Raw genomic sequence first — 16,938 nt, 5'->3', positions numbered from 1 at the left:
GAACACGTGAGCCGGCATGAGCCTGGCTCATCCGACAGGACCGGAGTGCTGGCCAACGCACCGGCTCCTTAGCATCGCTGCCCGTCTGGATGAGCTGCGGATCAACCGCAACCTCACCCATCTGGGCCTGACCAAGGGATCGCTGGACGTGCTGGAGGCGGTGGCGGACCTCGAGCCCGTCTCCGTCTCCGATCTGGCCGCCCTGCTCTGTGTCAGCAAGCAAAGCCTGGGCAGGGTGGTCCGTCGCCTTCAGGGACTTGGCTTCCTGAGCAGGGAACGCAGCGATGACCGGCGCTATACCGACATCCGGCTCACGCACGACGGCCGGAACGTACTGTCCACTGCGGAGGCCCTGGTCCAAGGGCTCACGCAGAGCAGGCCGGATACAGAGTCCGCCTTGCGCCTCGACCTGGAACGCTACATCCGCGACCTGCGGATGTAGCGTTCCGCTCTGTCCGCCCGGGCCCGTAACCTTCGCTACCGGCTGACCAACCGACCGATTTATCCGCCAACTGCACCGCTGCCGCTGGCCAAGGAGAACCATGCAATTACCTGAACCGCGCGGTCCCGTCAGCGCCGAGCTCACCGACCTTCTGGCTGGCCTGCCAGGAGCAGATTCGGCAGCACAGGCAGCACTGCTCAGCCTCGTCGCCAAGACAGTGAGGCTCGCGGATGACATCCTCAGTGACGACGACTTGCAGTTCGCACTGTTTTGCCTCTACGAGCTGCACTACGGAGGGCTCGATGGGGTGGACGACGCCTGGGAATGGGAGCCCGGGCTGATCGCCGTCCGCCGGCTTTTGGAAGCACCGTTCGAACAGGCCTTGCGCTCGGCTGCTCTCGTGGCCGCCGGGCCCGCGTCAGCAAACAGCGAACGCGTTGCGGCAGAAGGCAACCCGGACAGCGACGCAGTGGCGGACATGCTGTTTGCACTGGCCGCGCAGGACGGCGGACCCAGCCTCTCGCGCTACGTGGCCAAGAAGGCGACGGTTGAACAGCTGGCGGAATTCCTCATTCACAAATCCGTCTACCAACTCAAGGAAGCCGATCCCCACACCTGGGCAATCCCAAGGCTGGCAGGGCGCCCCAAGGCCGCCCTGGTGGAGATTCAGGCGGACGAGTACGGGGGCGGACGCCCGCACCGCATGCACAGCGCGCTCTTCGCACGGACCATGGAAGGGCTGGGGCTCGATACCCGCTACGGCAGCTACGCGGACGTTGTGCCGGCCATGGCCCTGGCCTCCGTGAACATGATGTCGCTCTTCGGCCTGCAGCGCCGACTGCGCGGTGCCATCACCGGGCATCTTGCGATCTATGAGATGACATCTTCCCGGCCCAACCACCTCTACGCCCGGGGCTTCCGGCGGCACGGATTCGGCAGCGACGTCACCGAGTACTTCGACGAGCACGTCGAAGCCGACGCCGTCCACGAACAGATCGCCGGCCGGGACCTCGCCGGAGGGCTAGCGGAGGCAGAACCGCATCTCCTCGAGGACATCCTGTTCGGCGCCACGGCTGCTCTGGCCATCGACGCCCGTCTCACGGCCCACATTGTGGAAGCGTGGGAAGACGGCAGGTCCTCCCTACGGACGTCCCTCCCCGCTGCGGCATGACCGCGGCGTCAGTGCCGAGCGCTGGACCGGACACGGAATACATCCTGCCCCTGCGCTGGACCGAGGACTCGGGGGCTGAGGAGCTGGCGGAGTACATTTCTGCACTCGCCGTCTGGACGCACGTGACGGTGGTCGACGGCTCCCCCGCTGCACTATTCGCGCGGCACCGGGCGCTGTTCCCAGCGTCAGTCCGCCACCTCCCGCCGGGCGCCGCCAGTGGTGGCAACGGCAAGGTCGCCGCCGTTCTGACAGCCGTCAGGCGGAGTGCGGCCGAGCGGCTGGTAATCGCCGACGACGACGTCCGGTACACCCGCGAGGGGCTGGCCACTGCCTTCGCCGCGCTTGATGATGCCGAACTGGTCCGCCCACAGAATTACTTCACCCCGCTGCCCTGGCACGCACGCTGGGACACATCCAGGACCCTGATCAACCGGGCATTCGGCAGCGACTACCCCGGCACGCTCGCAGTTCGCCGGTCCGCCCTGATGGCCACGGACGGCTACGAAGGTGTGCTCTTCGAGAACCTGGAGCTCATCAGGACCATCACCGCCGCCGGCGGCCGCGAGAAGCAGATGCCCGGGTTGCTGGTTGCCCGCAGGCCGCCCACAGGCCGCCACTTCCTGAAGCAGCGCATCCGGCAAGCCTACGACGACTTCGCGCAGCCCGCGAGGCTGTTGGCCGAGCTTGCGCTGCTGCCGGTCCTTGCAGCGGTAATGGCACAACGGCGCGTACCGCGTGCCCTGGGGATCCTAGCATTGGCCACCGCCGCCGTCGGGATAGCGGAAAGAGGGAGAAGGCGCGACGGCGGAACGGCCGTTTTCCCGGCCCATACCGCTTTGTTTGCCCCGCTATGGGTCCTCGAACGGGCGGTGTGCGTCTGGCTGGCCGCGGCTCTGCGCACTGCCGGCGGGGTTCCCTACGCAGGAGCCCGGATCAGGACTGCAGCCCATTCCCCGTCCGCGCTCAGGCGTAGGCACGGGGGCAAAATCCAGCCGGCCCAAGGCACCTGACCCGGGCCACGGCACTCAAACAGAACGGAACACAACATGGATCATGAAACCAAGACGAGCGACCCCAGCTCCGTGGTGCTATGCCCCGACGGGCCGATTCTGATCCGCGGAGACTTCGAAATAGTCACCCCATCCGGGGACCCTGTTCCCCGGCAAAGAACCACGGTCGCGCTCTGCCGTTGCGGCGCCTCAGCAATCAAGCCCTACTGCGACGGCTCCCACAAGCTGATAAATTTCCGCACCGATGCCTGATTTTCGCCCTTTATATCTTGTGCAGAACGGAGGGAGTAGGCTCAGAATTGGAGGCGAAGCAACCTTCCCCAAGCGGTATCCTGCACCGCAGGATTCCTCCGGTTGCGTTCGCCCGCTTCGTCACGCATTGGCCGCGGACACCACAGGTCCACGATCGTTCCCGGACTTTGAATCCGGCCGGAAAAATGGATCGGAACGTCTAGTTCCAAGTGGATCGAGGCAGGTGATGGCCGCCGAGCCGAGTCAGCCGCCGACGTCCGGGAAAATTCCCTCGCCGACACTGGAGCAGTTGCAGGACCTTTTGCTGGAAAGCCCCGGCTTTGACGAATTCCTCCTGGAGCTGACTGTCTTTTCAGCAGCCGCATTGGCCACGCCCGAGCCGATGCTGTGTGCCATTACCGTTGAGCGCGACGGACGGCCCGTGACGGTAGCCAGCAGCAGCGGCACAGCCAAGCGGATGGATGAAAAACAATACGGGTTAGACGACGGCCCCTGCCTCACGGCGCTAAGGGAAGACCGGACGGTGCTCGTGGAGGACCTCGCGACGTCCGAACGGTGGCACCGGTACGCGCAGGCGGTCACACACGACGGCGTCGCCGCCATCCTTGCCGTTCCCATTGATGCCGGGCCGGGCGCCGCCGCCGCTCTGAACTGCTACGCCCGCAGCACGAACACATTCAATGCGACGGCGATAGCCGAAGTGGAATCGTACGCCATCTCCCTGTCACGCATGCTCCGCCTGGCCCTGCGGGTTCACCGGCCGGCGGTGGTCCACCCCGCAGGGCTGCACGGGGCGCTGCAATCCAGGGCCGTGATCGACGCCGCCCTCAGCCTGGTCATGGCCCAGACCCGAGGCAGCCGCGAGGAGGCCGTCGCCGTTCTCCACGAGATGGCGCGGTCCAGCAAACAACAACTGAAGCAGATTGCCGCGGACATCCTGAACGGCGCGAAGCTTCCGGAGCGGAGACTTCAAGATGGCGATACGCACCAGTAGGTCCACCGGCAGTGGCCGCAGGACCCGTGACTATTATGGAGAGCACCTGCCGGACGTACCTCCCAGAGGGACGTTCTCCATCCTGATGACGTGTGAGGCCCGCCCGTGACGCAGAAGCACCAAAAGGCAGGCGAATTGCCGGATATCTTTGCTCGGGTGGCGGGTCTCCTGCTCACGGAACCAGTGGTTGACCGGGCCGTAGCCAACATTGCGCAGGCCGCACACGAAACCCTTGCTGGCAGCGTCGGTGCCGGCGGGACGCTTATTGACGCCCAAGGCCGGCCAACCAGCAGGGCCTCGACGAACAGCCTGGTGGAAGAGGCGGACCGCCTGCAATACGACCTCGGCCAGGGACCCTGCCTGGCGGCTTGGGCCGGCGCCCGAACTGTCCGCGTGGACGATCTCCGGCAGGACGATCGCTGGCCCGAGTGGCGCGACGCCAGCGCCCGCCTCGGACTGATGTCCTGTATCAGCGTCCCGATGCTCGTCCCCGACGTGACCGGGGGAAACGATCCCGAGGCCATTGGCGCCCTGAAAGTCTACGCAGACCGGCCCCACGCCTTCGACGAACACAGCGAGCAGGTCCTGTCCCTCCTGGCTGGTCCGGCGGCGCTTTTCCTGTCCAACCTGCAGGCGCGGGAACGCGTCGCCCACCTCAGCGAGGCCCTGAAGGGTGCCCTGCACAGCCGGAGCCTTATCGACATGGCCAAGGGCATGCTCATGGAACGGCTGCGGCTGAGCGAACACGGTGCCCTGCAGGTCATGATCACCCGATCGCGCACGGAGGAAGTCTTCCTCAGCGACGTGGCCCGTGACATCATCGAACCTTCGACGGACCCCCCGAGCCGGACGCCATGAGCGTTGACGGGGACGGAGAGGCGCAACGGGAGCTGACCGCCAAGGCATTCCGGCACGCAGAGCTTGAAATCGATGACCTATGGATGCACTACTTCAGCATTGGTGGCGACGCCGGTGCCATGGAGATAGAGGCCTACCTGCACGGTTCATACATGCTGCGCCCCATCCAGCGGGACCTGCTGGACCACGCCATCTACGAACTGGGCGACTCGCACGGGGACTGAGGCGGGAAGCATTTGAGCCGGACCGTGGCTCCCACGTCAGTCCCGCCGTCGTAAGTCACGCGCGGTTGCCCCGGCCCGCCGTCGGCAGCCAGTTTCAGGAGCGTCAGCGGGGCTGCTGCGACGGATTATTGAGGACGCCGTGCGAGGCGGATTGACCGGCGGTCCCGATGTTTCCGGGCTGACCTTGGAACCGGCCTGGGTCTGGCCCACTTCCGGGGTGTCCGGAGCGGAGGAGCCGCTGGGCTAAAACAACAGCCTGCACCGCCACCAGGGACGGCAAAGGCAACGGGCAGTCTGGTCAAAATAGCAGTGATCGGGTGGAAGCCTAAGTCAGCGGCTCCTGCTCGCAAGCGCAGCCAGGCCCCGCCGGTGGAGCAGCCAGCCGCCGGCAATGAGCAGCAGGCTGACAGCGAGGAACCCCATGTCCCAGACCACGGGGCCTCCCAGGTCGTCCCGGACGTGGTGAATCTGGAGCAACTGGTGATCCACGAGGCCTTCCACCACGTTGAAGATCCCCCAACCCGCGAGCACCAGGCCGAAATGAAAGCTCCAGTTAAGTGCCAGCCTCCCTTGGCGCCAGGCGCTGATAGTGACAACGGAAGCTACAAGCACCAGAAGCCACATCACGAGGTGGAAAAACCCGTCCACGAGTGTGTTCACCTCCAGCCCTGCCACCGTGTTTACCGGGTGATCGCGGGTGTTGCTAACCATGTGGTGCCACTGCAGGATCTGGTGCAGGACGATGCCGTCCACAAAGCCGCCAAGCCCCAGCCCAAAGAGCATGCCTCCAGTCTTCGACGGGGGAATTCCGGCTGCTCCGTGAAGGTGTCCCTGTCTGGCCATACGCGTACGCTACCCCTATGCCAAGGGGGGAGCAAAGGCCACGAACCGGACAAGGCGCGGCTGCAGAGACGTCAGCCATCCTCGGCGCCGCCAACCGAACGCGCTCTTCCGGCAGCCCGCCCTGATGGGTAGTCTGAGGAGATCAGCAGCCTGTTTTCTTCGAGCGGGCCGATGAGGGTGGCTCGTGCAGGAGGGCTGTCAGCTCCACCGGCAGATGGCCCATGCGACACCGGGCCGGAGGCCTCTTTCCCTAGGAACCGCATTGAATCTTTCAATGAAAAGGCCAGGCATTCCTCCGAGCGGCAGGCTCCTGAGAACCTTCGGCGTCGAAGAGGAATTCCTGCTCGTGGACCCCGTCACAGGGCAGCCCATACCGGCGGCGGAACAGTCACTGCAGCTTCATGCGCGACGCCCATCGTCCGGCAAGGCGCCAGCCTTGGCCTTGGAGGTGAAGCAGGAGCAACTGGAGGTCGTCGGCCCTGTCTGTTCCACCCTGCAAGAGATGGCAGAGGCCATCCGCGCGGGCCGGACCCTGGCCGATGAGGCCGCCCGCTCGGTGGGCGCACGGGCGGTGGCGCTGGCCACCAGCCCCGTGCCGGCCGCACCGACGTTGGTACCTCACCCCCGTTACCTGAACATGGCGGCCCAGTTCGGCTTGACCCTGAGGGAGCAACTCACCTGTGGCCTGCATGTCCACGTCCAAGTCACGTCCGGAGAGGAAGGGGTGGCTGTTCTGGATCGGATCCGTGTCTGGCTGCCCGTGCTGCTGGCGCTGAGCGCAAATTCCCCGTTCTGGCAGGGAACCGACACGGGCTACGCCAGCTTCCGCTACCAGGCGTGGAACCGGTGGCCGACGGCGGGACCTTGCGAACGGTTCGGATCCGAACGGGCGTACCGCCGTCACGTTCAGTCGCTGCTCACCACCGGTGTCCTCCTGGACGAGGGAATGGTGTACTTCGATGCGCGGCTTTCCCGCCACCACCCGACGGTTGAGGTGCGCATTGCCGACGTGTGCCTGGACGCCGGGCACGCCACGGCAATCGCGGCCCTTGTCCGGGCACTCGTGGAACGGGCGTCCCAAGACTGGCGGGCGGGTATTTCGGCGCCACGCCTGTCCGCCGCGCAACTGCGCCTGGCGGCGTGGAAGGCCAGCGAGGCGGGAGTGGAGGGCACCCTTCTGCATCCGCTGCTGAACATGCCATGGCCTGCCACCGAAGCGGTGCAGGCCCTCCTGACGCACATCCGCCCCGCTCTCGCCGCCAGCGGCGACGAGGAGCAGGTGACCCTGGCACTGGGGCAGATCCTCACCTCCGGGACAGGCGCACAGAGGCAGCGCGAAACGATGATGAACAGCCAGAGCCTAACCGCGGTGGTGATGGACGCCGTCAACCGCACGCACGGGACGGCCGACAGCCCGCGTCGCCGGTCCCGGCGCCTCCAAGCCAGCTGATTAACTTCGACAGGAGCACCGATGGACATTGACGATGGCGTTCGTAACTATGTTGACGTCCACACTCCCCTGTTCCTGAAGCGGCTCACCGAGTGGGTCCACATACCATCGGTGGCCGGCGTTCCTGAGCGCAAACACAACCTGACCCGGTCAGCCAACTGGCTGGCCGGAGAACTGCGCGACGTCGGGTTCCCCACCACCGAGATCTGGGAGGGGTCCGAGGGTCCTGCGGTCTTCGCCGAATGGTCCGCTGCACCGGGCGCCCCCACCGTTCTTATCTACAGCCACCATGACGTCCGCGCCGTCAAAGAGGAGAACTGGGACCAGACCTCACCGTTCGACCCCGTGCCGCGGGACGGCCGGCTCTACGGCCGGGGAAGTTCCGATGCCAAGGGCCAGGTCATCGCCCACATCTGGGGCCTCCGCGCCCACCTTCACGCCACCGGGCGCACGGCGCCGGCCGTAAACCTGAAGATAATCGTCGAAGGGGAGGAAGAGGCCGGCTCCCCGGGACTGGCAGACATTCTTCGGGAGCACCGGACCCGGCTTGATGCGGACGTGGTGATCTTCTCCGACACCCTGCTGTGGCGGGCAGACCACCCGGCCCTGTGCACCAGCATCCGGGGGATGCTCGGGGCACGAATCGAGGTCTACGGTCCGCTGACGGACATTCACAGCGGCGCGGTCTCCGGCGCTGCGCCCAACCCCGCATTCGAGCTGAGCAACCTCCTCGCACGGCTGCATGACCAGAAAGGCAGGATCACGCTCCCGGGCTTCTACGACGACGTTGAGGAGATGTCCCCGCGCCGCCGCGCCGAACTGGCCGCGCTCCCTTTCGTCGCGGAGGACTGGCTGGAGCGGTCCCATACCCGCAGCATCGGCGGCGAGGAAGGCTACACGGTTCCGGAGCGGCTGTGGGAGCGTCCCGCCGTCGAGGTCATTGCGATGGCGGCCGGGGACCCCATCGGCGTTGCCCGGGCGGCGGTTCCGTCGATGGCGTCGGCGGACCTCAGCATCCGCACCGTCTCCGGGCAGAAAGTGCACGAAGTCGCCAAACAGCTCCGGCGCTGGGTTGCCGAAAACATCAGCGACCGCTACGCCTACGGGCTGTCGATCGAAACCGAGACCGCCCAGGAAGCCTACCGAACCCCGGACTGCGCATATGTTGAGGCCCTCTCAATGGCAATGGCAAGGGGCTTCGGCGCCGAGGTGGGGCGGATGGGAAACGCGGGCGGCGGACCCGCCGACCTTCTCTCCTCCGCGCTGAATGTTCCGGTGGTCTTTTTCGGGACGGGGCTGGTGGAGGACAACTGGCACGACAGCGACGAGAGCGTGAACGTCGACGTCCTGAAGGCCGGCGCAGCGACGCTGGCTTTCCTGTGGGATGAACTCGGGCGGCAGCAGGCTAAGGCCCCCTTGACCTCCTCGCTGGCGGGTGGAAGCCTGAGACCTCCGACGGCCAGCTTTGAAGGCGGCAAGAAATGAAGGCAATGGTGTATCGCGGACCATACAAGGTCCGGGTGGAAGAAAAAGACATTCCAAAGCTTGAACATCCCAACGACGCCATTGTGCGTGTTTCCCTGGCGGCGATCTGCGGCTCGGACCTGCATCTTTATCACGGCATGATGCCCGACACCCGGGTGGGGATGACGTTTGGGCACGAATTCGTCGGCACGGTCCACGAGGTCGGATCCTCTGTACAGAACCTAAAGCCCGGCGACCGTGTGATGGTGCCGTTCAATATCTTCTGCGGGTCGTGCTACTTCTGCTCACGGGGGCTTTATTCAAACTGCCACAACGTGAACGCGAACGCCACGGCGGTGGGCGGCATCTACGGGTACTCCCACACCTGCGGGGGTTACGACGGCGGGCAGTCCGAGTACGTACGCGTGCCCTTCGCGGACGTGGGACCCTCCCTCATTCCGGAGTGGATGGACGAGGAGGATGCGGTACTGCTCACGGACGCCGTCGCCACGGGCTACTTCGGAGCCCAGCTCGGTGACATCAGCGAAGGCGACACCGTGGTGGTCTTCGGTGCCGGACCGGTGGGGCTGTTCGCTGCCAAGTCCTCGTGGCTGATGGGCGCGGGACGGGTGATCGTGATCGACCATCTCGAGTACCGACTCGAGAAGGCCCGGTCATTCGCCCACGCCGAGACGTACAACTTCGTGGAATACGACGACATCGTCGTGCACATGAAGAAGATCACGGATTACCTGGGCGCGGATGTGGCGATAGACGCCGTGGGGGCCGAAGCGGACGGCAACCTCACCCAGCATGTAACGTCCTCCCAGCTGAAGCTGCAGGGCGGGTCGCCGGTGGCGCTGAACTGGGCCATCGATTCTGTCCGCAAGGGCGGGACAGTGTCCGTGATGGGGGCCTACGGTCCAATGTTCAGTGCCGTCAAATTCGGCGACGCCGTGAACAAGGGACTGACGCTGCGGATGAACCAGTGCCCCGTCAAACGGCAGTGGCCTCGGCTGTTCGAGCACGTCCGGAACGGCTACCTCAAACCCAGCGACATTGTCACCCACCGCATCCCGCTGGAGCACATCGCCGAGGGATATCACATGTTTTCCGCCAAGCTCGATGGCATCATCAAGCCGCTTATCGTACCGAGTCCCAGCTGAAAGGAGTGGACGCCATGCCCTACACAGCGGACAAGCCGAAGCCCAAGGAAAGCAGCGAGCAACTACGAGCCCGCATCCCCGGGTGGGGCGTAGACCTGGATCCGAAAGACCGACCCTCCGTGCCGCGGGAACGCAGGGACCTCGCCACCGGCGCCCACTGGGAGTTCCCCGAGCGTCAGGAAGAGAAGGTGCCGCGGGAGCGGTCCATCGAGCACAAGTTCCTCACTCCGGTCTTCGGCACGTCCACCCCGCCCTCCGGCGTGTCCGGAACCCTGCGCAGGTTCGCCTACCGGTACAGCGAAGGCCGCGCGGCCCACTGGCTGATCCTGCTCGCCGCCGACCGTGTCAACGCGTGGGAAGCCCATCTGGGCTCCTTCATTTCGCTGCGCCCGGACAACCCGGTCACCGAAAGCGGCGTCCTCAGCGAGTTCTCCGGACACGGTGTCCGGTCACGATTTGGCAGGAAGCGTGCGGACCTCGCCCACCAGTGGATGGATCCAGCCATCGTCGCAGGCCCGTGGATCCTCGCCGGCGCCGCCGCAGTCGCCGTTGCCAGAAAGCTGGGCCGGCACAAGGCCTGACCGCCCCGATCAAAACGCGGTTGTCCTGCTCAGACGCATCGGACAGCTTGACGGCGCTCCCGGCACGGACTAAACAATAAGTAGCCTTAGTAATTGTTGACGTCCTGCACGAGGAGGAAATGCCATGAGCGACAAGCCAGGTAACCAGACGCCGAACACCCCCGATGTCAGCGAGACCGAACTGCGCGAGATGAAGGTGGATGAGCTCCGGCAGGAGGCGAAGGACGAAAACATCAGCGGAACTTCGGGCATGCGCAAAGAGGAGCTCGTGCAGGAAGTGGCCAGCGCCCGTTCCCAGGGCGGAGACAACAACGACGGCGGTGCTGACGCCGGCGATCTGGGCGCCGGGCCCGAGGGCGGCAAGATCCGGCACGGAGACGCGTCATCCAGCTCGCTGAAGTATTCGCAGGAGGTCACCTCAACCGAGGACGAACCCGAGCGGGAGGGCCGCAGCCTGGCCACGACGCACCACGAGGTCATCAGGCAGTGGGCTGAGGAACGCGGCGGAACCCCTGCCGCGGTTGAAGGCACGGAACACGGCGACCATCTGGGCGTACTGCGCATAGATTTTGGCCGCGACGACAGCAATTTGCGCCGCGTCAGCTGGGAGGAGTGGTTCAAGACGTTTGACGGCCGCCGCCTGAATTTCATTTACCAGGAACAGCGCACGGACGGAACGCAGTCCAACTTCTTCCGTCTTGAAAACCCGGAACGTGAAGACGCCTAGGGGCGACCGGGCCCTACGGATCGGACTCCTCGCACTGTTTGTGCTGTCAGGGGGCGCCCTTTCGGGGTGTGCGCCGGAGGGTACGGCGGCCGCCGAAGCGGCCGAAGCGTTCCACCGGGACGTGGCCGGTTCCGACATGACGGCGGCGTGCTCGCTGCTCCAGTCCAAGACGCGGGAGGAGACAGCGCGCTCCAGTGATGCGGGAACCTGCGAGAGCCAGCTGAAAAAGGCCCAATTCACGGGTCCGGGAAGACTGCTGGACACCGAGCAGTTCGGCCGCAACGCCTTCGTGGAGTTCGAGAACGACACCGTCTTCCTGGCCGCCTCCGACGCGGGCTGGAAAATTACGGGCGCCGGCTGCACCCCCAACGGGGAAGAAGCACCGTATACCTGCGAAGTGGGAGGCAAATAGAATGCGCTGGAGCTTTGCCCTGTATCTCATCCTGATCTTCGGCGGACTGGCCTACATGGCAGCCATCGGCCTTATACGGGGATAGGCGGACCGTGAAAAAAGCACTCAGAAACAACGGCCTCAGCCTCTTCTTCGGCCTCATCTTCCTCCTGGCCCTGCTGGGCCAGGCGCTCACCGGCCACGCTCTCTTCAATGAGGAGCAGGTGGCCTCCGGGCTGGAGGAAATCAGCTTCGGGCAGTACTTGGTGTCGTCGAACTTTGCCGTGGACGTCTCGGAGAACTGGCAGTCCGAGTACCTGCAGTTCCTGCTCTACATCTTCGCGACCGTCTGGCTGGTGCAGAAGGGGTCTCCCGAGTCCAAGGAACTGAACGAGCCCGGCCCGGAGTCGGACAAGGACCAGCTCGTGGGCGAGTACAGCAACGCCAAGTCCCCGAAGTGGGCCCGCGTCTCCGGCTGGCGCCGGACCCTGTACTCAAACTCGCTGGGACTCACCATGGGGCTGATCTTCATCCTGTCCTGGCTGGTCCAGTCCATTGCCGGCAACAGCAACTACAACCAGGAACAGATCCAGAACTTCCAGCAGCCGGTCAGCTGGGGCGAGTACATCGCATCGCCGGAGTTCTGGAACCGTACCCTGCAAAACTGGCAGTCCGAGTTCCTCGCGGTCGGTTCCATGGTTGTCCTGTCGATCTACCTCCGCCAGCGCGGCTCACCGGAGTCCAAGCCAGTGGGCTCGGCGCACGACGACACAGGCACCACCGGCTAGCGCCGCCTTCACAGCCCGTCGACTGCCCACCCTTCCTGGTAATCAGGATGGTCTTTGTAGACGGCGGCGAGGGACATCAGGACGTACTCGCTGGTGGCGCCGATGGCCGTGGCGACATCGGTGACCAGCGGGACGTTGCCCAGGATCGTCCGTTTGGCCGCGCATTCCGAAAGCACGCGCCCGGGATTGAACCAGCCGACGACGGGTCCCGCCGATCCCTCCATCTCCAGTCCGCGCCGGGCATCCGCCTCGTCCTCGGCGATCCGCGCTTCCAGAAAATCGATCAGGTCGGCCATATGAAGTCCCTCGCGTTCAGCTTGTCTGGGTGATGGTGGTTGTGTTTGGACCGTCAGTTGTTTGGGAACAGCGTCAGGCGTCCTCCTTCGGGCGGGGCCGTCGCTGCGGGGCGAGCGGAACAACCACCACCGGCCGGGTCTGCCGGTGCGTGAGGTGGACCGCCACCGAGCCGAGCAGCAACTGCTCCAGCCGGGCGCCCACTCTGCCTTCGCGGGTGCCCACCACAATGACCGAGGCATCCGCCGAGTCGGCCAGCCGCGCCAGCGCCCGCGCGGGTTCCCCGACAAGGGTCAGGAGCGACCAGCGGATCCCGGCCTTGCCGAGGACAGCCTGCAGGTGCTCCCTCAGATGGGCGCTGGTTTGCTCGGCGTCGTCAACCGTTCCCTCCTGCCCCGCGGTTTGCAGCAGGTCCTGGTCGTCCCGCTCGTTGCTGAGGTAGGAGGTGATGTCCACATAGGCACAGATGAGCTTGACGTTCAGGGAGTACGCCAACCGGGCGGCGCTTTGCACCACGGCGGGCGGCTGCCCGGGCACGATGCCGGCCACCACCGGGCCGGCAATCCGCTGGGGAATGAATTCTTCCTCCCCACCCGCGGCACTGGCCTTCCTTGCTGGCTCATTCATGAGTGATGCCATTCCACACTGTCCTCACGGCAGATCGAGTGACTCTCATTGCCAGCCTACTAGGACCCACTGGCACCGGCGGGCAAGCAGGTGGAGGATGGGCCCATGGCGAAACGTGGAAGTAGCACACAGTTTGCTGTTGCCGGCTGGCTCTTCGGGTCCGTCAGTGTTGTCCTGGGCCTGGCAATCCATGCCGTGTCCGGCCATCCCGTGCCTGCGGCGCCGATCGTCGTCGCCACCGCCGCGCTGCTAAGCCTGGCCGGCGCAGTCGTCACCCGCATCGGCGTTCCGAACTGGGCCCTGCTGGTGTTGGCGGGGGTGGGGCAGCAGGTCATTCACTGGGCATTTGCATTATTTTCCAATCCGCTGGCCACCACCCTGGCCGGCCACGGACATGCAGCCGTGGCGCAGTTCACCGGCCCCGGCCTCTTGCTGGCCGGTGTGCCAACCCAGCCGCTGCACGTGCTGCTGTACGCACATGTCGCGGCGGCGCTGCTGACATTTCTGCTTGTTCAGCGGCTGAAAACATCGGACCCGAAGCGGTTCAGCCCCGGGGCCGCAGCGTACCCCAGATAGGGCAGGCCGAAGGTGTCCTCGATGCTGGCCAGCAGGCTGTAGTGGTTGTACAAACGGTCCGAAGTGGCGCCTGCCCTGGCCAGCGGTGACAGCACCAGCGCCCCGATCCGTCCGCCCGCTGCTCCCCCGGGCAGCGCAGCACCCCCGCGTTCCTTCCCCTCCGCCTCGTCGAAGGTGATGACCAGCATCCCGTCCTGCTTGTACGCCGGGGAGGCCAGGATCTCCGGAACATGCTTACCTAGCCACGCGTCCGCCGACACCAGACCACCCTCCCGACCGTCAACGCACGGGTTGTCGTGCCCGTCATTGCACAGGTTGGGGCTGATGTAGGACAGGTTCGGCGTGCTCGCCACGGTTTCGAGATCGGCGCCGAGGATTGAGAAGTCGACGTCGTTGGCTTGGCACTCGGGCGACGACGTGATCCCGGCAAAGTACACGAACGGGTTGTGCCGGGTGGCGTACTGGCGGCCCTCCTGCGCGTCATGGTTAGAATCCGGGGTTCCCGGCTCCGGATGAAGGCACGGGGTGCCCATGTCCTCCATGTACCCCTTCCAGGTTTTCCCTGCCGCGCTCAACTGCCCGGCGACGGTCTGCACGGACTCGGGGTACACGCAGCCGCGGCCCTTCGCCTGGCCCAGTGATGCCGTGCCGCCCGAGTCAAACGGCTCATAGTCCGGGCAGTCGCCCTTGGTGGCGGGGTTTGGGCGCTGTCCCGAAATCTGGGCGATGTAGTTGGGCAGGGAGGCGTGCCCGATTGCGTAGTACCGGCTCAGTAGCACGCCCTGCGGGCGCAGGGTCTGGGAAAGGTACTTTGCGTCCGACTGGTCGCTCCAGACATCCCGGAAGGACTTGTTCTCCAGGTTGATCACGAACACGTGCCCCGGCCTTGCCGCCGTGGGCGACGGCACAGTTCCGCAGGCAGCAAGGCCCGCGAGTGCGGCCACCACCAACAGGGCACGCGCGAGGAGCGTCCGACCGCCCGGACTGCGCCGGCGCCGCCCCGGGCGGTGCCGCCCTTGACGGCCCCACCCCGGAGGGCCCCACCTGTGAATCAGAGCAGCTCGCATTGGATCCTGCCTCCTGCAGCAGCGTTGGCTCGCGGTCCGGGCTCCACCGGTCCCAGCTCCATGCTGGCACTGCCGTCCCGGCAGCAGCATGAAAGAAAGCTGGGAGTTGTTTGGGAAGGCGCACCATGATCCTCCTGAAGGGGGGCTGGCGCACGTGTTAAGTTGAATTGGTGGGACAGCCCTGTTCTGCGCGCCAGACTGAGAGAGCCAACACGTGGAATCGCCGTCGCCAGTCCGAATCCTGACCGTCTGCACGGGCAACATTTGCCGTTCCCCCGTGGCGGAACGCCTGCTCCAGGCCGGCCTTGACCAGGTGCTCCCCGGCGGCTTCGAGGTGCGCAGCGCCGGAACCCGCGCCCTGGTGGGCGACCCCGTCCAGCCGCTCTCCGCGGACATCATCCACACTTTTGGCGGCACGGCTGAGGGCTTCGCGGCACGCCAACTGTCGGGCAAGATTCTTCGGAACGTGGACCTGGTTCTCACCATGACCTCCGGACACCGGGGCGAGGTGCTCCAGCTGGATGCCTCGCTGCTGAAGCGCACCTTCACCATCCGAGAGTTTGCCAGGATGCTCGACGTCCTGGAGGAACGTGAAGACCAGGCACCCCGGAGCGACGGCCTCAACGGGGAACGGCTCGCGGCCAACACCAAGCTGTGGCGCAAGCTTCCCGCCCGGGCAGCATCCGTGAGGCACCTCGCGCTGGCCCCGGACGCCGCGGACAACGACGTCGTTGACCCCTACCGCCGCAGCGACGAGTACTACCGGCAGATGGAAGACCAACTGGCCCCGGCGATCATCTCCATCCTGCGTTTCGCCCGGCTGAACGCGCCCTCCTAAAACCGGCCGGCCGCCGTCGTTCTCACGGGCGACTTTTGGTGGTACCGTCCGATCATGAAATCCCGGAACAGTCCGGGAGCAGGGGGCAACGGCGACCCCGCTCCAGGCGCCAATGGCGACGCCAAACCCAAGCGGACCATACGCAACGTAGTTTTGGCAGGGCTGCTCGGGATTGCCTTGGTGGCCGGCGGCTTCCTGTTCAATGTGGCGCAGATCTGGAATACCCAGACCGCCAAGACAGAGATCAGCGCGGCCCCGGAAAGCCCCCCGCAGACAGCCACCGCCAAGCCTTCGCCCAGCAAACCGGTGAAGCCGGCGCCAAAACCGGTGAAGCCGCCACCTCCGCCCACGCTGCCGATGAACATCCTGCTCATCGGCAGCGATCACCGTAAAGGCGACGCCCCCGCGCCCAACGGCCTGCCGAACCAGCGCTCGGACGTCATGATTCTCGTGCACCTCGCGGCTGACGGCAGACACGCCTACGGCATCTCGCTCATGCGTGACCTGTGGGTTCCGATCCCCGGATATGGCGAAGCCAAGATCAACGCCTCGCTGGAGCAGGGCGGCATGCCGCTCGCCGTGAAAACAGTGGAATCGCTGTTCGGGCAGAAAATCCAGCACGCCGTCATGATCGACTTCGAAGGCTTCAGGGGCATCACCGAGGCGCTCGGCGGCGTGGATGTCAATAATCCGGTGGAGTTCACGGCCAGCTTCGACACGCACCAGCACTTCCCCGCCGGCGTGATCAAGCTCCAGGGCCAGCGTGCCCTCGAGTTCGTCCGCGAGCGCTACGCGTTTGCCGACGGTGACTTCCACCGGGTCGCCAACCAGCAGCTTTTCCTGCGCTCCACCCTGGCCAAGCTGCTCTCCGCCCGCACCCTGGCGAACCCGGTGACGCTGTACAAGCTGGTCAATACGGCGTCCAAGTACATCACGGTGGACAAGGGCCTCAACGCTGCGACGCTGGCCAGCCTCGCTTACAGCCTGCGGAATGTCCGGCTGGAGGACGCGGTCTCCTTCACGCTTCCGACGGCGGGATTTGGGACCAGCACGGACGGGCAGTCGATCATCCTGCCGGACTATGGCGCCATCGCCCAGGTTGGAGCGGCGCTGGGCAAGGACAGGGTGGGGCAGTACGCCGCCGCGCTGGGGAAGTGAGACGCTCGCAAACAAGG

Annotated in this window: 21 protein-coding genes; 17 read left to right on the top strand and 4 right to left on the bottom strand. The window is 65.6% G+C overall.

What is annotated here, in order from left to right; translation table 11 throughout:
- The first annotated feature begins 16 nt into the window (after positions 1-16).
- The 7 genes from G9E11_RS10220 (at position 17) to G9E11_RS10190 (ending at position 4,951) form a co-directional block, all read left to right on the top strand.
- Positions 17-442, top strand: a complete 426-nt coding sequence (locus G9E11_RS10220) for a MarR family winged helix-turn-helix transcriptional regulator (protein ID WP_190605288.1) — start codon at positions 17-19, stop codon at positions 440-442.
- Between the two features lie 100 nt (positions 443-542).
- Positions 543-1,613 carry an iron-containing redox enzyme family protein gene (locus G9E11_RS10215; RefSeq protein WP_190605287.1) on the top strand — a complete coding sequence of 357 codons (1,071 nt, stop codon included), beginning with the start codon at positions 543-545 and terminating at the stop codon, positions 1,611-1,613.
- The gene (locus G9E11_RS10210; protein WP_190605285.1) at positions 1,610-2,623 is read left to right on the top strand and encodes a glycosyltransferase family 2 protein; all 1,014 of its coding nucleotides are present in this window, start codon (positions 1,610-1,612) and stop codon (positions 2,621-2,623) included. The genes G9E11_RS10215 and G9E11_RS10210 overlap by 4 nt, the downstream gene beginning before the upstream one ends.
- Before the next feature lie 36 nt (positions 2,624-2,659).
- Positions 2,660-2,875, top strand: coding sequence for a CDGSH iron-sulfur domain-containing protein (locus G9E11_RS10205; protein ID WP_190605283.1), 216 nt, complete (start codon positions 2,660-2,662; stop codon positions 2,873-2,875).
- A 226-nt stretch (positions 2,876-3,101) separates the two neighbouring features.
- Entirely contained in the window at positions 3,102-3,869 is a 768-nt protein-coding gene (locus tag G9E11_RS10200) for a GAF and ANTAR domain-containing protein (protein WP_190605282.1), read from the top strand.
- A 105-nt stretch (positions 3,870-3,974) separates the two neighbouring features.
- Entirely contained in the window at positions 3,975-4,727 is a 753-nt protein-coding gene (locus G9E11_RS10195; RefSeq protein WP_190605279.1) for a GAF and ANTAR domain-containing protein, read from the top strand.
- Positions 4,724-4,951, top strand: coding sequence for a hypothetical protein (locus tag G9E11_RS10190; RefSeq protein ID WP_190605277.1), 228 nt, complete (start codon positions 4,724-4,726; stop codon positions 4,949-4,951). Before G9E11_RS10195 ends, G9E11_RS10190 begins: the two co-directional genes overlap by 4 nt.
- Positions 4,952-5,281: 330 nt before the next feature.
- Here the strand turns inward: G9E11_RS10190 and G9E11_RS10185 are convergent, their stop codons facing one another.
- Positions 5,282-5,734: a DUF2243 domain-containing protein gene (locus G9E11_RS10185; protein WP_246468845.1), complete on the bottom strand. Its 453-nt coding sequence runs from the start codon at positions 5,732-5,734 to the stop codon at positions 5,282-5,284.
- A gap of 334 nt (positions 5,735-6,068) precedes the next feature.
- Between G9E11_RS10185 and G9E11_RS10180 the strand changes: the two genes are divergently transcribed.
- The 7 genes from G9E11_RS10180 (at position 6,069) to G9E11_RS10150 (ending at position 12,361) form a co-directional block, all read left to right on the top strand.
- On the top strand, positions 6,069-7,244 hold the full coding sequence (locus G9E11_RS10180; RefSeq protein ID WP_190605273.1) for a glutamate--cysteine ligase 2: 1,176 nt from the start codon (positions 6,069-6,071) through the stop codon (positions 7,242-7,244).
- 21 nt (positions 7,245-7,265) lie between these two features.
- Positions 7,266-8,729, top strand: a complete 1,464-nt coding sequence (locus tag G9E11_RS10175) for a M20/M25/M40 family metallo-hydrolase (protein ID WP_190605271.1) — start codon at positions 7,266-7,268, stop codon at positions 8,727-8,729.
- Entirely contained in the window at positions 8,726-9,874 is a 1,149-nt protein-coding gene (locus tag G9E11_RS10170) for a zinc-dependent alcohol dehydrogenase (RefSeq protein WP_190605269.1), read from the top strand. Before G9E11_RS10175 ends, G9E11_RS10170 begins: the two co-directional genes overlap by 4 nt.
- A 14-nt stretch (positions 9,875-9,888) precedes the next feature.
- Entirely contained in the window at positions 9,889-10,455 is a 567-nt protein-coding gene (locus tag G9E11_RS10165; RefSeq protein WP_190605267.1) for a hypothetical protein, read from the top strand.
- Positions 10,456-10,579: 124 nt separating this feature from the next.
- Complete coding sequence (locus tag G9E11_RS10160; RefSeq protein ID WP_190605265.1) at positions 10,580-11,182, top strand: Rho termination factor N-terminal domain-containing protein; 603 nt, start codon at positions 10,580-10,582, stop codon at positions 11,180-11,182.
- On the top strand, positions 11,169-11,594 hold the full coding sequence (locus G9E11_RS10155; RefSeq protein WP_190605263.1) for a hypothetical protein: 426 nt from the start codon (positions 11,169-11,171) through the stop codon (positions 11,592-11,594). Before G9E11_RS10160 ends, G9E11_RS10155 begins: the two co-directional genes overlap by 14 nt.
- Before the next feature lie 92 nt (positions 11,595-11,686).
- On the top strand, positions 11,687-12,361 hold the full coding sequence (locus G9E11_RS10150) for a DUF6766 family protein (RefSeq protein ID WP_190605261.1): 675 nt from the start codon (positions 11,687-11,689) through the stop codon (positions 12,359-12,361).
- 8 nt (positions 12,362-12,369) lie between these two features.
- Here G9E11_RS10150 and G9E11_RS10145 read toward each other — a convergent pair whose 3' ends face one another.
- A complete protein-coding gene (locus tag G9E11_RS10145; protein ID WP_190605260.1) occupies positions 12,370-12,657 on the bottom strand; it encodes a DUF6221 family protein in 288 nt (95 codons plus the stop codon).
- Between the two features lie 73 nt (positions 12,658-12,730).
- Positions 12,731-13,282, bottom strand: coding sequence for a universal stress protein (locus G9E11_RS10140; protein ID WP_246468844.1), 552 nt, complete (start codon positions 13,280-13,282; stop codon positions 12,731-12,733).
- A gap of 105 nt (positions 13,283-13,387) precedes the next feature.
- Between G9E11_RS10140 and G9E11_RS10135 the strand changes: the two genes are divergently transcribed.
- On the top strand, positions 13,388-13,858 hold the full coding sequence (locus G9E11_RS10135; RefSeq protein WP_190605256.1) for a hypothetical protein: 471 nt from the start codon (positions 13,388-13,390) through the stop codon (positions 13,856-13,858).
- On the opposite strand, the gene G9E11_RS10130 is transcribed toward G9E11_RS10135, so the two are convergent.
- Positions 13,795-14,802, bottom strand: coding sequence for an alkaline phosphatase family protein (locus tag G9E11_RS10130; RefSeq protein ID WP_311764339.1), 1,008 nt, complete (start codon positions 14,800-14,802; stop codon positions 13,795-13,797). The genes G9E11_RS10135 and G9E11_RS10130 overlap by 64 nt on opposite strands.
- Positions 14,803-15,139: 337 nt before the next feature.
- Here G9E11_RS10130 and G9E11_RS10125 point away from each other — a divergent pair, with 337 nt between their 5' ends.
- Together G9E11_RS10125 and G9E11_RS10120 are read left to right on the top strand one after the other, a co-directional pair.
- Entirely contained in the window at positions 15,140-15,763 is a 624-nt protein-coding gene (locus tag G9E11_RS10125) for an arsenate reductase/protein-tyrosine-phosphatase family protein (RefSeq protein WP_190605252.1), read from the top strand.
- Between the two features lie 54 nt (positions 15,764-15,817).
- A complete protein-coding gene (locus tag G9E11_RS10120) occupies positions 15,818-16,921 on the top strand; it encodes an LCP family protein (protein WP_190605250.1) in 1,104 nt (367 codons plus the stop codon).
- Positions 16,922-16,938: the final 17 nt, after the last annotated feature.

The sequence above is a fragment of the Arthrobacter ipis genome, from assembly GCF_014694315.1.
GTDB lineage: Bacteria > Actinomycetota > Actinomycetes > Actinomycetales > Micrococcaceae > Arthrobacter > Arthrobacter ipis.
The sequence above is the reverse complement of the archived record's forward strand: the minus strand, read 5'-3'. Positions and strand labels throughout refer to the sequence as shown.